We start from the raw sequence: 14,596 nt of genomic DNA on the forward strand, positions 1-14,596 counted from the left end.
GGGGGTCCGCTGCTCTCGTTGTGAGATTAAGGAGCACACCCCCCCCCCCGCCCGCCCCCGCCCCCCCCCCCCCCCCCCCCCCCCCCCCCCCCCCCCCCCCCCCCCCCCCCCCGCCGCGTCCCGGGAGGACGACGGCCTGGCCCGGCTGGTCGCGGCGGCCGCGGGGGCGGCCGCGCGGCGCGGGGTGCCGGTCCCGCCGGCGCCGTGGCTGCCGCCGCTGCCCGCGCGGGTCAGCGGCGCGGACCTGCCCGCACCGCCGGGCGCGGACGCGGGCGCGGGCGCGCTGCCGTGGGGGCTGCTGGACCTGCCCGCCGAGCAGGCGCGCGGCCGCGCGGCGTGGGACCTGGAGCGCGGTGAGCACCTGCTCGTCGTGGGGACCGTGCGCAGCGGCCGCAGCACGCTGCTGCGCGCGCTGGCGCTCGCGGGCCTGGCGCGGGGCGCGGACGTCCTGGTGCTGGACGGCGGCGGCGCGCTGGCCGGCCTGGCGGGGCTGCCGGGCACGGGCGCCGTGGTCGCCCGGCACGAGCCGTGGCGGGCCGCGCGCGTGCTCCAGCGGCTGCTGGAGCGCCTCGACGTCCCGCCCGGGGCCCCGCCCGGCGCGCCGCCGGTGCTGCTGCTGGTGGACGGCTGGGAGGCGTGGTCCCCGGTGCTGGCGGGGACGGAGGTGGGCGACGGCGCGGGCGGCGGCACGGGCGCGGAGGCCCTGCTGCGGCTGCTGCGGGAGGGGTCGGCGGCCGGGGTGCGCGTCGCCGTGGCCGGTGACCGCCCGCTGCTGACCTCCCCGCTGGCGGCGTCGGCGGCCGAGGTGGTGCTCCTGCGGCTGGCCGACCGCGCCGACGCGGCCCTGGCGGGGGTGCCGGTGTCACTGGTGCCGCGCGCGGCCGTCCCCGGCCGGGGGTTGCTGGTGCGCGACGGGACAGCGCACGAGGTGCAGGTGGTGCTCCCGGCGCAGGGCGGGCCCGCCGTGGACCGGCCGCCGGCGCGGCTGCGGGTGGCGCCGCTGCCGCCGCGCTCGCGGGCGGTGCCCTCGGCACCCGGGGGTCCGGGACCGGCCCTGCTCCTGGGGCACGGCGGCGACGACGGCGGCCCCGTGCTCCTCGACCCCGCGGCGGGTCCGGTCCTCGTGCACGGCCCGCCCGGCAGCGGCCGCTCCTCGCTGCTGCGGGCGCTGGCGCAGCAGCGCCCGGACGCGCTGCCGGTGGGCGCCGGGCACGACGCGGGCGCGCTGGCCGCGCGGCTGCGAGGGGTCCCGCGGCCGCTGGTGCTGCTCGACGGGATCCCGCCACCGGGGTCGGCGCTGGAGGACGTGCTGCTGGCGGCCCTGGACGCCGGTGCCCACCTGGTGGCGAGCGCGGGCGGCGCGGAGGTCGCCGGCGCCTTCCGCGGGCTCGGGGCGCGGCTGCGCGCGGCCCGCGTCCTGGTGCTCCTGGGCCGCGGGCCGCTGGTGCCGGCCGAGGTGCTCGGCCGGCGTCCCCTGCCGGCCCCCGGTCCCGGCCCCGGCCCCGGTGCCGGCTTCGTCGTGGTCGACGGGGCGTGGACGGCGGTGCGGGTGGTGGCACCTACGGTGACGGGGTGAGCGCTCCCGTCCCGCCCGCCCGGCACGTCCCGCCCGCCCCCGGCACCGCGCCCGCCGGGCCGGTCACCGTGCGGGCCGCCACCCCCGCCGACGGCGAGCAGATCGCCGCGGTGGTGCGCGAGCTGGCCGAGTACGAGCGGGCCGCGGAGCAGGCCACGGCGACGGCGGAGGACTTCGCGCGGGCGCTGGCACCGGGCTCCGGGATCGGCTGCCTGCTGGGCGAGGTGCAGGGCCCCGACGGGCCCGAGGTCGCCGGGATGGCCCTGTGGTACACGACGTTCTCCACCTGGCAGGGCCGGCGCGGCATGTGGCTGGAGGACCTGTACGTGCGCCCGCGGCACCGGCGCCGCGGCCTGGGCCGGGCGTTCTTCGCCGAGCTGGGCCGCGTGTGCGCCGCGGAGGGCTTCGGGCGCTTGGAGTGGTGGGTGCTGGACTGGAACACTCCTGCCCACGCCTTCTACCGCAGCCTCGGCGCGCGGCCGGAGGACGAGTGGACGGTCTGGCGCCTCGACGGCACGGGGCTCGCCGGCCTGGCGGGGGGTGACTCACCGTCATGACCCATGCACCCTGTGCGTCTGCGAAGCTGCTGCTGCGGACCGGCGGGGTCCGCCCCGCCCGCGCGAACGAGAGGACGCTCCCGTGACGAGCCCCGCAGGAGGACCGGCCAGCGACCTGGTGGAGCTGAGGGTCCCCGCCGACCCCGCCTACCTGACGGTCGTGCGCACCGCGAGCGCCGGGCTCGCCGCCCGCCTGGACCTGACGCTCGACGAGATCGAGGACCTGCGCATCGCCGTCGACGAGGCCTGCACGCTGCTGCTGGACCCCGCCAGCGCGCACCAGGAGCTGCTGGCGACCTTCCGGTTGGGCGACGGCTCGCTGGAGGTGGAGGTGCGCGGGCCGGCGCGGGAGCTGCCGGAGCGCTCCAGCTTCGCGTGGGCGGTGCTGGAGGCGCTGGTCGGCGAGGTCTTCACGGGTACCTCCTCCACCGGGGCCTGGATCGTGCTGCGGCACACGCGGCTGGCGGGGACGACGGCGGGCGCGGCGGCGGAGGTCGTGTGAGCGGGGACGCGCGCGCCGCCACGGCGCCCGCGGACGGGCGGCGCGCCGGTCACGAGCACGACCCGCGGGCCCCGGACGGCCCGGGCGACGCCGACCCGCCGCAGGCCGGCACCCCCCACGACGCTCCCGGGGCGGCCCCCGGGGCGGCGCCGGACGACGCGCGGGACGAGGTCGCCGAGCTGCACGCGCGCTACGCGCAGCTGGCCGCCGACGACCCCGAGCGGGCGGTGCTGCGCGAGCGGCTGGTGCACCACCACCTGCCCCTGGCCGAGCACCTGGCCGCGCGCTTCCTGGGGCGCGGGGAGCCGCACGACGACCTGACGCAGGTGGCCACCATCGGGCTGCTGAAGGCCGTGGACCGCTTCGACCCGGCCCGCGGCGTCCCGTTCGGCGCGTACGCGGTGCCGACGATGCTCGGGGAGGTCAAGCGCCACTTCCGCGACCGCGGGTGGGCGGTGCGGGTGCCGCGCCGCTGGCAGGAGGCCGGCCGGGCGCTGTCGGAGGCCCGCGAGCAGCTGACCCACGAGCTGGGCCGGGCCCCCACGGTGACCGAGCTGGCCGCGCGCACCGGCAGCGACCCGGACGAGGTCCTGGAGGTGCTGGAGTCGGCCAACGCCTACAGCACGCTGCCGCTGGACACCGGCTCGCCGACCTCCCCCGTGGCCTCGATGGGCAGCACCGACGAGCGGCTGGAGGACGTGGAGAACCGCGAGGCGCTGCGGCCCCTGCTGGCCTCGCTGGCCCCCCGCGAGCGCCGCATCCTCGCGCTGCGCTTCGTGCGCGGCATGTCGCAGGCGCAGATCGCCGCCGAGGTGGGCATCTCGCAGATGCACGTGTCCCGCCTGCTGGCCCGCACGCTGGGCGAGCTGCGCGAGGGGCTGGGCCCGCCGGAGCGCTGAGCACCCCGCGCCGGCCGGTTCAGCGCGGGACGCTGCCGCGGCCGGTCTCGGCGACGACCGGCGGCAGGAAGAGCCCGACGATCACCAGCACGGCGGGCACGGCGACGAGGGCGCCGAGCCAGGCGGCGCCGCCGCCGAAGGCCGGCAGGCCGGCGGCCAGCTGCAGCACCTGCCACACGAGCACGGGCGAGCGCGCCCAGGTGGCGCCCTGGTGCAGCCCCCACGCGCACAGGCCCAGCCCGGCGGCGAACAGGGCGGCGAAGGCGACGAGCCCGACGGCGACGAGGTCGGCGTCGCGCACCCCGGAGGGGGCGGCGTCGCCGTCGGACAGCAGCAGCGCGGAGACGGCGCCGGCCACGAGCAGGACGGCCTCCGCGACCACGAGGAGCGCCACGAGCGTCACGAGTGGCGATCTGCGCGGTCCGGGCCCAGTCTGGAGGCGAGTCACCGGAGCACGGTACGACGGCCCCCGACACCCGCGGGTCCGCCGTCCGGAGGGGGTCGAGCGGCGTCGGGATTGCCGGGAGGGGTCCATCGTGTTACGTGCGTGTGACGAACACGACACGCTCCTCCGCGATCCCCGCAGCCCTGACCCCTTGTGGTGGGACGCGACAGGTGTGAACCTTGACGCCGACGCGATCCCCGACGTGGTGGCACCTGGGCTCACGAGGCCCGGTGACCAGACGTCCCGGCACCGCCGGCGTAGCCGGTGCTCAGGGATCCAGCGTGTCGCTCCCGCCCCCGGTGGGTTCGTCGCGCGAGCGAACTGAGACCGCAACGCTAGAAGGAGTGGACCCATGGACTGGCGCCACCGTGCCGCCTGCCTCGACGAGGACCCGGAGCTGTTCTTCCCCATCGGGAACACCGGTCCCGCGATCCTGCAGATCGAGGAGGCCAAGGCCGTCTGCCGCCGCTGCGACGTCGTCGACTCGTGCCTGAAGTGGGCGCTGGAGTCCGGCCAGGACTCCGGCGTCTGGGGCGGGATGAGCGAGGACGAGCGCCGCGCCCTCAAGCGCCGCGCCGCGCGCGCCCGCCGCGCCAGCTGAGCTGACGGACCGCGCGCCCCGGCGCGCCCGCGAGAGCCCCGGACCGCCCGGTCCGGGGCTCTCGCGCGTCCGGGCCCCGCGCCGCGGGCCCCTCGGCGGCCCTCAGTAGGTGCGGACGCTGCCGATCGGCGAGGTGCCGCGCCGCACCCGCAGGTCCAGGCGCACCTCGGTGCCGCCGCTGCTGCTGGGCCCGAACTCCATGCGCCCGCGCAGCTCGCCGGCCACCAGGGAGCGCACGATCTGCGTGCCCAGCCCCGAGCGGCCCACCTGGAAGTCGTCGGGCAGCCCGATGCCGTCGTCGCTGACGACGACGTCGATGCGGTCGGCGTCGGTGTGCTCCACGCGGACCACGACCGTCCCCGAGCCCCCGTCGCCGAAGCCGTGCTCGACGGCGTTGGTGACCAGCTCGGTCAGCACGAGCGCCAGCGCGGTGGCGTCCTCCTGGCGCAGCTCCCCGAAGCGGCCCTCGCGCACCGTGCGCACCCGCGGCGCGCCGGTGTCGGAGCCGGGGGCGGCCACCTCGGCGGCCATCATCAGGCAGCGGTCCAGCACCTGGTCGAAGTCGACGTTCTCGTCGATGCCCTGCGAGAGCGTCTCGTGGACGGTGGCGATGGTCTCCACGCGCCGCATGGCCTCCTGCAGCGCCGAGCGGCCCTCCTCGGAGGCGATGCGCCGCGACTGCAGCCGCAGCAGCGCCGCCACCGTCTGCAGGTTGTTCTTGACCCGGTGGTGCACCTCGCGGATCGTCGCGTCCTTGGTCATCAGCTCGCGCTCGCGCCGGCGCAGCTCGGACACGTCGCGCACCAGCAGCAGCGCGGCCACCCGCACCGGGCCCGCGCCGCCCTCGCGGCGGGTCAGCGGGATGGCGCGCATGGACAGCGTCGCCGCGTCGGTCTCCAGGTCGGTGCGCCAGGGCGCGCGGCCGGTGACCACCAGCGGCAGCGACTCGTCCACGGGCAGGTGGCTGGCGGCCAGGCTGGAGGAGACCTCGGCCAGGTTCGCGCCGACCAGCTCGCCGATGAGCCCGGCGCGGTGGAAGGCCGACAGGGCGTTGGGGCTGGCGTAGGTGACCACGCCCTCGGCGTCCAGGCGCAGCATCCCGTCGCCCACCCGCGGCGCCCCGCGGCGCGGGCCCGTCGGGGCGGCGGTCTGCGGGAAGTCCCCCACCGCGATCATGCGGGTGAGGTCGTCGGCGCACTTGACGTAGTTCAGCTCCAGCCGGCTGGGCGTGCGGGAGGTCGCCAGGTTGGTGTGCCGGGACAGCACGCCCAGCACGACGCCCTCGCGCACCACCGGGATGGTCTCCTCGCGCACCGGCACGTCGTCGTCCCACTCCGGGTCGCGCCCGCGCAGGCTGCGCGCCTCGTCGAAGGTCGTGTCCACCTGGGGGCGCCGGCCGCGCTCCAGGACGGAGCCGACGACGTCGTCGTAGTGCACCGTCGGGCCCGTGGTGGGGCGGCAGTGCGCCACGGCGACGAAGTGCTGCCGGTCCGCCGAGGGCACCCACAGGACCAGGTCGGCGAAGGACAGGTCGGAGATCAGCTGCCAGTCGCCGACCAGCAGGCGCAGCCACTCGGCCTCGGGCCCGTCCAGGCCGGTCCGGGTGTGCAGGAGGTCAGCCATGGTGGGCACCCGGGCAGCCTACGGCCCGCCCGCCCGGCGACCCGGGCGACCGCCCGCGCCCCGGCTCACTGCGCCCGCAGCACCGTGCGCAGCGTCCGCAGGCCCACCGACAGGGCCGCCAGGTCGGTGCGCTCGGCCGCGGCGATCTCCTGCAGCGTCTGCCGCGCCCGCTGCAGCAGGACGGCGTTGGCGCCCTCCCACGCCTTCACGGCGGCCACCGGGTCCTGCACGCGCTCGCGCACGGGCCCGTCCAGCCGTCCGGCGTCGTGGGTCAGGACGGCCGTCACGATGCTGCGCAGCGCCGCGTACAGGTCCCCGCGCAGCGCCGCGCGGGCCAGCGACTGCCAGCGGTCGGCGCGGCTGAGCGCGGAGATGCTGTCGAGCATCCGGCCGATCTCGTAGCGCTCGGAGACGGCGAACCAGGTGGCGGCCACGTCCTCGGCGGGGCAGCCGGTGCGCTCGGCGACCTCCACGACGTCCAGCAGCGGGTACACCTGCAGCAGGGCCGCCGCGGCCAGCGCCTCCTCCTCGGGCACGCCCCGCCCGGCCAGGCGCTCGGCGTCGGCGCGGACCTCCTGCGCGTCCGGGCCGCGCAGCAGCGCGGGCACCCGCCCGGCCAGCTCGCCGACGGTGCCGGCGAAGCGGGCCGTCTCGGCGTCGACGTCCACGCCGTCCGGGCGCGCGTGCAGCCACCAGCGCACCGAGCGGTCCAGCAGGCGCTGGTGCAGCTGGCGCAGCTCGGACTGCACCTCGGCGTCCACCCGCCCGTCGAGGGCCTCCACGGCCGCGGCCCGCTCGTCCAGCCCGAACACCCGGCGCGCGACGGCGAAGGCGCGCACCACCTCCTCGGGGGCGCTGCCGGTCTCCTCCGCGGCCCGGAACACGAACGTCAGCCCGCCGGTGGCGACGACCTCGTTGACGACGACGGTCGTGGCGATCTCGCGGCGCAGCGGGTGCTCGCCGATGCCGTCGGCGAACCGCTCGCGCAGCTCGGCGGGGAAGTAGCCGCGCAGGGCCGCCGCCACCCACTCCTCGTCCGGCAGGTCGCTGTCCAGCAGCCGCCGCCCCAGGGAGATCTTGGCGTGGGCCAGCAGCACGGACAGCTCCGGCGTGCTCAGCCCCCGGCCCTCGCGGGCCCGGCGGTCCAGCTCGGCGTCGGCCGGCAGCGCCTCCAGCGACCGGTCCAGCGCCCCGGAGGCCTCCAGCACGTCGAGCATCCGCCGGTGCGCCGGCAGCAGCCCGGCCGCGAACGTCGTCTCCACGCTGAGGACGACGTTCTGGTCGTAGTTGTCGCGCAGCACCAGGTGCCCGACCTCGTCGGTCATCCGCAGCAGCGTCGCGTCGCGCTCGCCGGCGTCCAGGCGCCCGGCCGTCACCAGCTGGTCGAGCAGGATCTTGATGTTGACCTCGTGGTCGCTGCAGTCCACCCCGGCGGAGTTGTCCACCGCGTCGGTGTTCAGCTTCACCCCGCGCCCCTCGCGCCCCGCGTGGGCGGTGGTGGCCGCCTCCACGCGCCCGCGCTGGGTCAGGCCGAGGTTGCCGCCCTCGCCGACCACCCGCACCCGCAGGTCGCAGCCGTCCACGCGCACCGCGTCGTTGGCCTTGTCACCGACCTGCGCGTGGGTCTCGGTGGACGCCTTGACGTAGGTGCCGATCCCGCCGTTCCAGAACAGGTCCACGGGCGCGCGCAGCACCGCCCGCACCAGCTCCACGGGGCTCAGGCTCGTCACCGACTCCGCCAGGCCCAGGCGCCGGGCCACCTGCGGGCTGACCGGCACCGACTTCGCGGTGCGGGAGAACACCCCGCCGCCCTCGCTGATCAGGGAGCGGTCGTAGTCGTTCCAGGAGCTGCGCGGCAGCTCGAACAGCCGTCGCCGCTCGGCGTGCGAAGCGGCCGGGTCCGGGTCGGGGTCCAGGAACACGTGCCGGTGGTCGAACGCGGCGACCACGAGCAGCTGCTCGCTGAGCAGCATCCCGTTGCCGAACACGTCGCCGCTCATGTCGCCCACGCCCACCACGGTCGTCGGCTCCGCCTGCACGTCGTGCCCGAGCTCGCGGAAGTGCCGGCGCACGCTCTCCCACGCCCCGCGCGCGGTGATGCCCATCGCCTTGTGGTCGTAGCCGACCGAGCCGCCGGAGGCGAACGCGTCGCCGAGCCAGAACCCGCGCGCCAGCGCGATCCGGTTGGCGGTGTCGGAGAAGGACGCGGTGCCCTTGTCGGCGGCCACCACCAGGTAGGAGTCGTCGCCGTCGTAGCGCACCACGTCCACCGGCGGCACCGTGACCCGCTGCCCGTCGACGGTGCGCAGGTCGTCGGTGACGTCGAGCAGGCCGGCGATGAACGTCTCGTAGCAGGCCACGCCCTCGGCCCACCAGGCGTCGCGGTCCACCGAGGGGTCCGGCAGCTTCTTGGCGACGAAGCCGCCCTTGGCGCCCGTGGGCACGATGACCGCGTTCTTGACCACCTGCGCCTTGACAAGCCCCAGCACCTCGGTGCGGAAGTCCTCCTGCCGGTCCGACCAGCGCAGCCCGCCGCGGGCCACCTCCCCGAAGCGCAGGTGCACGCCCTCCACGCGCGGGGAGTACACCCACACCTCCCGGTGCGGCACGGGCTGCGGCACGTCCGCCACCAGGTGCGGGTCCAGCTTGAACGACAGGTGCGCGTGCGGGGCCCCGTCGGGGCCGCTCTGGTAGGCGTTGGTGCGCAGCACCGCCAGCACCACGCTCAGCAGCGCGCGCAGGATGCGGTCGGCGTCCAGGCCCTCCACGGCGTCCAGCGCGCCGCGCGTCTCCTCCACGAGGGCGTCGACGACCTCGGCCCGCTCGCTCTCGTGGCCGGGGCGGGCGGGCGCGAAGCGCGCCTCGAACAGCCGCACGAGCATCCGGGTCAGGCCCACGTCGCCCACCAGGCAGCCGGTGACGTAGTCGAGGCTGTAGGCCAGCCCCACCTGGCGCAGGTAGCGCACGAGGGCGCGCAGCACCGCCACCTGCCGCCAGCTCAGCTGCGCCACGAGGACCAGCCGGGCCAGGGAGTCGCTCTCGGCGCGGCCCGTCCACGCGGCGGCGAAGGCCGCGCAGAAGCGGGCGCGCGCCGCCGCCGGGTCGGCGTCCAGGTGCCACACGTCCACGGGCAGGCGCAGCCCCACGTCGTACACCCACACCCGCCGCCCGTCCTCGCGCTCCAGCACGTGCGGGCGCTCGTCGGTGACCTCCACGCCCAGGTCCGTCAGGACGGGCAGCACGGCGCTGAGGGTCACCGGCGCGGTGCGGTAGGACGTCAGCCGCCACGTGCGCGGCTCGCCGTCGGCGGCGTCGCGCAGGTCCAGGACGGGGTCCGGCTCCCAGCCGGCCGACCCGGGACCCGCCCCGCCGTCCGCCCCGCCCCCGTGCGCGTCGACCTCGGCGAGCAGCTGCTCGGCGCGCTGCAGGTCGTGCACGGCCCGCTCGGCGGGCACCTCCGCGCGGTAGCTGCCCGGCGCCCCGCGCACCCAGCGGCGCACCAGGGCCTCGCCCGCGTCGTCGCCCAGCTGCTCGCGCCCGGCGTCGAGGACGTCGTCCTCCCAGCTGCGCACGGCGCGCGCCACGCGCGCCTCCAGGTCGGCCGGGTCGACGTCGCCGAGCTCCTCGCCGGTGCGCGCGCGCACCACGACGTGCACGCGGGCCAGCACGGACTCGGACACCCGCAGCGAGTGCTCGCTGGCGCCGCCGTCGAAGGCCTCCAGCAGCAGCTGCTCCAGCCGCGCGCCCACGCGCGTGGTGTAGCGGTCGCGCGGCATGTAGACCAGGCACGACATGAAGCGGCGGTAGGCGTCGCGGCGCAGGAACACCCGGGTGCGGCGGCGCTCCTGCAGCCGCAGCACCGCCAGCGCGGTGCGCAGGACGGTGTCCGTGTCCGCCTGGAACAGCTCGTCGCGCGGGAACGTCTCCAGGATGCTCAGCAGGTCCTTGGCCGAGTGCCCGCTGGAGCCGAACCCGGCCTGCTGCACGACCTCGGTGACCTTCTCCGCCACGACCGGGATGCGCTTGACGGACTCGGTGTACGCGCCGGAGGTGAACAGGCCCAGGAAGCGGCGCTCGCCGGTGACCCGCCCCGCGGCGTCGAACGTCTTGACGCCGACGTAGTCCAGGAACGCCGGCCGGTGCACGGTGGCGCGGGCGTTGGCCTTGGTGATGAGCAGCACCTGCGGCTCGGACGCCTTGTCCCGCACCGGCCCGGACAGCAGGCGCGGGCTGGGCGCGGGCCGGCGCGGGCGGTCGGCCAGCACGCCGAGCCCGGTGTCGGGGCGCGGCACGAGGTACACCTCGCCCGCCGCGCCGGTGGAGCCGTCGGCGCGCGCGACCCGCTCCCCGTCGCGCAGGTCGTACTCGCGGTAGCCGAGGAAGGTGAAGCGGTCGTCGGCCATCCAGCGCAGGAACCGCTCGGCGGTGCGCAGCTCCGCGGCGGGCACGCCCGGCGGCGGGTTCAGCTGCAGGTCGTCCGCGACCTGCAGGGCCCGCCCGCGCATCGGCTGCCAGCCGCGCACGGCCGCCCGCACGTCGTCGAGGACGTCCTCCAGCTCGGCCACCAGCGCCGCGCGCGAGGCCTCGTCGGCGTCGCGGTCCACCTCCAGCCGGATCCAGGACTCCACGTCCTGGTCGGGGGCGGCGGTGTCCACGTCGTGCAGGTCCAGCAGCCGCCCGTCCTCGTCGCGGCGGGCGGCCAGCCGGGGGTGCACGAGCAGGTGGATGCCGCGGCCCGCGCGCGTGAGGGCGGAGGTGATGCTGTCGACGAGGAAGGGCACGTCGTCGGTGACGACCTCCACCGTCGTGCGGCCCGAACCGGCCCCCGAGGCGTCGCCGGGCACGCAGCGCACCACGGTGCGGCCGGGCTCGCGCACCAGGCCGGCGCGCAGGTGCGACAGGACGGCCGCGGCGACGTCGCCGGGGTCGCGGTCGAGGAGGTCCTCCTCGGCGGTGTGCGCGAAGTAGTCCAGCAGGAACCGCTCTGCGGAGGTGGCGGCGGCCAGCGCCTCGGGCGCCACCTCGTCCCAGGCGGGACCGCGCCCGGCCGCCGCCGCGCGCAGCAGGGACCGGACCGTGGGCGCCGTCTGGGCGGGCGCGGGGCTGAGCGTCATCGGGACTCCGTGGGGCCGCGGGCGTGCTCCTCGACCCTAGTCCCGCGCCGGGGCCCGCGACCCGCGGACGCGGCGCGCGCGGCCTGCGGGCAGGATCGGGGCGTGCAGGTGCGAGAGGACACGCGGTTCGACGCCGCCCCCGACGCCGTCTTCGCGGTGCTCACCGACCCGGGCCTGGCCCGGGAGCGGGCCGCGGCGTCCGGGGCGCTGAGCAGCTCGGTGGAGGTGGAGGAGTCGGACGGGCAGGTCGTCGTCCGGACCTCGCGGTCCGTGCCCACCGACCAGCTGCCGGACGCGGCGCGCCGCTTCGTCGGCGAGACGGCCGTCCTGGAGCAGGAGGAGCGCTGGGGGCCGCCGGCCGCGGACGGCGCCCGCACGGGCGCGCTGCGGCTGACGGTGCGCGGGGCGCCCGTGGCGCTGCGCGCGGACCTGTCGCTGCGGCCCGTGCCCGGCGGCACGCGGCACGAGGTGGACGGCGAGCTGCGGGTGGACGTGCCGTTCCTCGGCCGCGCCGTCGAGCGGGCCGTGGCGCCGGTGGTGACCAGCCTGGTGCGCGCGGAGGCCGAGGCGGCCGCCGAGCGGCTGCGCCGCCGCTGAGACCCGCCCGGGCCCGTCCTGCCGGACGGGCCCGGAGGTCGCTCAGCCCAGGGCCAGCAGCAGGGGCAGCTCGGTCGCGTCGTACCAGAGCAGCTCGTGGCCCTCGACGTCCTCGACCCGCTCGCGGGCGGCCTCGTCACCGGCGTCGGCGGCCGGCAGGGCCGCCAGGGCGGCCGCCACGTCCGGCTCGGCCTCGGCGTCGTCGACGTGGACGCTGACGACCTGCCCGAGCTCCAGCGGGACCCGCAGGTCCACGCGGGAGCGCTGGGCGTCCGTCCAGGACCCCCGGTCGGCCGCCGCCGCCGTCTCCGGCACGTCGAGGGCGACGACGACGCGCCGGCGGCCGCCCTCGGCGGCCAGGGCGCGCAGGGACCGCTCCGCCGCGTCACCGAGGGCGACGTACTCCAGCTCCTCCTCGAGGTCGCGGGGGTCGGCGTCGGCGTACCAGTCCCGCAGCGCGGGCGTGACGGCGTGCACCGGGACGGGCGCCGGCGCGAGCGTGCCCGTGGGCACCACCCGCGCCAGCTCCGTCAGCGTGGTCGGCCAGTAGACGCGCACGCTCAGGACTCCCCGCCCGCTCGCGGTGCCTCGTCCTCCGCGTCGGGCTCGTCGTCCCCGGGGCCGTCGTCCCCGGGCCCGTCGTCCCCGGGCCCGTCGTCCTGCTCGTCCTCGTCCTGCTCGTCCTCGTCCTGCTCGTCGTCCAGCTCGTCGTCCTCGAACTCCTCCTCGGAGAAGACGAGCCCATCGAGCTCCTCGAGCCGCTCGGCGGCGTCGGTCTCGCCCTCGGTGTCGGCCTCGGCCGCGCGCTCGAGCCACTCGCGGCCCTCGGCGTCGCGGCCGACCGCGAGCAGGGCGTCGGCGTAGGCGTACCAGAGCCGGGCGCGCCAGGGCGCCTTCGTGCGCGTGCGCAGCTGCGGCACCTGGAGGGCGACGACGGCCGCGTCGTGCTGGCCGAGGTCGGCGCGGGCACCGGCCGCGACGATGAGCATCTCCACGCGGGCGGCGGCGTCGAGGTTCTCGACCTCGGGCGCGCGGGAGAGGTCGATGGCCCGCTCGGGACGGCCCAGGCCGCGCTCGCAGTCGGCCATCAGCGGCAGGTAGCTGTCGTCGCCGGTCATGCGCCGCACGGTGCGCAGCTCCGCCAGGGCCTCGCGGAAGTGCCCGGCCCTGTAGGCGGCGATGGCACCGGCCTCGCGGACGGCGGCCACGCGACCGCCGCGGCGCTGGGCGGCGAGGGCGTGCTGCCAGGCCGCCTCCGGGTCGACGTCGACGAGCTGACCACTGGCCACGAGGTGCCTGGCGACGACGTCGGCGTTCTCCGCGGTCAGGGACTGCAGCGACTTGCGGACGTCGACGGCCAGCTCCCGGCCGGTGATCTCGTCGGGGATCCGCGGCGCCACGGGGCGGTCGCCGCGGGGCCCGGGCCGGCGGTCGTCGCGGACGGCACGGCTGGAGCGGTCGTCGCGGACGGGTCGGCCGGAGCGGTCGTCGCGGACGGGTCGGCCGGAGCGGTCGTCGCGGACGGGTCGGCCGGAGCGGTCGTCGTAGCGCGCGGGCCGGTCGGGACGGCCACCGCTCCCGGCCGGACGGTCCGGGCGGTCGCCACGCGGACGGTCGTCGCGGTTCCAGCCGCTGCGAGGGCGGTCCTCGCGCGGGCGGTCCGTGCGGGGGCGGTCCTCGCGCGGGCGGTCCGTGCGGGAGCGGTCGTCGCGGCTCCAGCCGCTGCGGGGGTGGTCCTCGCGCGGGCGGTCCGTGCGCGACCGGTCGTCACGGTTCCACTGCCCGCGGGGCCGGTCGTCCTGCGGTCGCCCCGCACGAGGACGGTCGTCGCGGTTCCAGCCGCTGCGGGGTCGCTCATCACGCGAGCGGTCCGTACGGGGACGATCCGTGCGGGGGCGGTCGTCGCGGTTCCACTGCCCCCGCGGTCGGTCGTCGCGGGGCCGGTCGTCGCTGTTCCACTGCCCGCGCGGACGGTCGTCACGGGGGCGGTCGGTGCGGGGCCGGTCGTCGCGGTACCCACCGCTGCGAGGCCGGTCGTCCCGCGACCGGTCGGTGCGCGGACGGTCATCGCTGTTCCACTGCCCGCGCGAGCGGCCGTCCTGCGACGCGGCGCGCGGTGCCCGGTCGGAGCGCCGCTGGTCGCCGACGGCGTCGCGGGTCGCGCGACCCGGACGGCCGGTCCCGCCGGTGGAGGCTCCACGCCGGGGAGACGAGTCACGACCACCGGGAGCGGACCGGCGCCCGGTAGCCGGGGAGGACGAGCGCCAGGAGGAGCCGGACGCGGCGCGTCCACCCTGCGTGCGGTCGCCGTCCCGGCGGGGACCGCGCCCCGCGTCGTCGCGGCGCGGGCGGTCCCGCTCGTCTCCTGCGGCCATGTCGGCTTCGCCTCCGTCGTCCGGGCTCGCGCCCGAACCTCGCTCGTCGCTGTTCAGGTTGTCCAGCAGGCCCGCGCCCCACCTTGTTCCGCAGGAACGCGAGAAAGGGGGTGCGAGTCCAGGGTGCCCGTTCCCGCGAGGGACCGGAACAACCCTGGACCCGCACCCCCTTCTACGGGTGTGTGGCCGGCGGTGTCCTACTCTCCCACCCAGTCTCCCGGGCAGTACCATCGGCGCTGGTGGGCTTAGCTTCCGGGTTCGGAATGTTGCCGGGCGTTTCCCCACCGCTATGACCACCGGACCACGG

Annotated in this window: 11 protein-coding genes and 1 rRNA gene; 6 read left to right on the forward strand and 6 right to left on the reverse strand. The window is 77.6% G+C overall.

Features of this window, described 5'->3' with window-relative positions; translation table 11 throughout:
* Nucleotides 1–184: 184 nt before the first annotated feature.
* The 4 genes from AB8M62_RS19635 to AB8M62_RS19650 all read left to right on the forward strand — a co-directional run bounded on the left by AB8M62_RS19635 (nt 185) and on the right by AB8M62_RS19650 (nt 3,534).
* A complete protein-coding gene (locus AB8M62_RS19635) occupies nt 185–1,576 on the forward strand; it encodes an FtsK/SpoIIIE domain-containing protein (RefSeq protein ID WP_369070622.1) in 1,392 nt (463 codons plus the stop codon).
* Nucleotides 1,577–1,644: 68 nt separating this feature from the next.
* Nucleotides 1,645–2,133, forward strand: coding sequence for a GNAT family N-acetyltransferase (locus AB8M62_RS19640; protein ID WP_373695017.1), 489 nt, complete (start codon nt 1,645–1,647; stop codon nt 2,131–2,133).
* 82 nt (nt 2,134–2,215) lie between these two features.
* A complete protein-coding gene (locus AB8M62_RS19645) occupies nt 2,216–2,635 on the forward strand; it encodes an ATP-binding protein (RefSeq protein ID WP_369070624.1) in 420 nt (139 codons plus the stop codon).
* On the forward strand, nt 2,632–3,534 hold the full coding sequence (locus tag AB8M62_RS19650) for a SigB/SigF/SigG family RNA polymerase sigma factor (RefSeq protein ID WP_369070625.1): 903 nt from the start codon (nt 2,632–2,634) through the stop codon (nt 3,532–3,534). The genes AB8M62_RS19645 and AB8M62_RS19650 overlap by 4 nt, the downstream gene beginning before the upstream one ends.
* Nucleotides 3,535–3,553: 19 nt before the next feature.
* On the opposite strand, the gene AB8M62_RS19655 is transcribed toward AB8M62_RS19650, so the two are convergent.
* Nucleotides 3,554–3,937, reverse strand: coding sequence for a hypothetical protein (locus AB8M62_RS19655; protein WP_369070626.1), 384 nt, complete (start codon nt 3,935–3,937; stop codon nt 3,554–3,556).
* Between the two features lie 394 nt (nt 3,938–4,331).
* Here AB8M62_RS19655 and AB8M62_RS19660 point away from each other — a divergent pair, with 394 nt between their 5' ends.
* Complete coding sequence (locus AB8M62_RS19660; RefSeq protein WP_369056552.1) at nt 4,332–4,580, forward strand: WhiB family transcriptional regulator; 249 nt, start codon at nt 4,332–4,334, stop codon at nt 4,578–4,580.
* 102 nt (nt 4,581–4,682) lie between these two features.
* Here the strand turns inward: AB8M62_RS19660 and AB8M62_RS19665 are convergent, their stop codons facing one another.
* Both AB8M62_RS19665 and AB8M62_RS19670 read right to left on the reverse strand, forming a co-directional pair.
* The gene (locus tag AB8M62_RS19665; RefSeq protein WP_369056557.1) at nt 4,683–6,203 is read right to left on the reverse strand and encodes a sensor histidine kinase; all 1,521 of its coding nucleotides are present in this window, start codon (nt 6,201–6,203) and stop codon (nt 4,683–4,685) included.
* A gap of 65 nt (nt 6,204–6,268) precedes the next feature.
* Entirely contained in the window at nt 6,269–11,317 is a 5,049-nt protein-coding gene (locus AB8M62_RS19670) for an NAD-glutamate dehydrogenase (protein ID WP_369070627.1), read from the reverse strand.
* 102 nt (nt 11,318–11,419) lie between these two features.
* Between AB8M62_RS19670 and AB8M62_RS19675 the strand changes: the two genes are divergently transcribed.
* Nucleotides 11,420–11,914: a DUF2505 domain-containing protein gene (locus tag AB8M62_RS19675; RefSeq protein ID WP_369070628.1), complete on the forward strand. Its 495-nt coding sequence runs from the start codon at nt 11,420–11,422 to the stop codon at nt 11,912–11,914.
* Nucleotides 11,915–11,956: 42 nt separating this feature from the next.
* On the opposite strand, the gene AB8M62_RS19680 is transcribed toward AB8M62_RS19675, so the two are convergent.
* From AB8M62_RS19680 to rrf, 3 genes are all read right to left on the reverse strand, one after another.
* The gene (locus AB8M62_RS19680) at nt 11,957–12,472 is read right to left on the reverse strand and encodes a DUF6912 family protein (protein ID WP_369070629.1); all 516 of its coding nucleotides are present in this window, start codon (nt 12,470–12,472) and stop codon (nt 11,957–11,959) included.
* Between the two features lie 2 nt (nt 12,473–12,474).
* Complete coding sequence (locus AB8M62_RS19685) at nt 12,475–13,314, reverse strand: hypothetical protein (protein ID WP_369070630.1); 840 nt, start codon at nt 13,312–13,314, stop codon at nt 12,475–12,477.
* 1,159 nt (nt 13,315–14,473) lie between these two features.
* Nucleotides 14,474–14,590: ribosomal RNA gene (gene rrf, locus AB8M62_RS19690) — 5S ribosomal RNA — on the reverse strand.
* Nucleotides 14,591–14,596 lie beyond the last annotated feature (6 nt).

This window comes from Kineococcus terrestris (genome assembly GCF_041020755.1).
Classification (GTDB): domain Bacteria; phylum Actinomycetota; class Actinomycetes; order Actinomycetales; family Kineococcaceae; genus Kineococcus; species Kineococcus terrestris.

Excerpts from the sequence above, each read along its gene's own strand:
- AB8M62_RS19660 (WP_369056552.1), top strand. The coding sequence starts at position 4,332 with ATGGACTGGCGCCACCGTGCCGCCTGCCTCGACGAGGACCCGGAGCTG.
- AB8M62_RS19665 (WP_369056557.1), bottom strand. The coding sequence starts at position 6,203 with ATGGCTGACCTCCTGCACACCCGGACCGGCCTGGACGGGCCCGAGGCC.
- AB8M62_RS19670 (WP_369070627.1), bottom strand. The coding sequence starts at position 11,317 with ATGACGCTCAGCCCCGCGCCCGCCCAGACGGCGCCCACGGTCCGGTCC.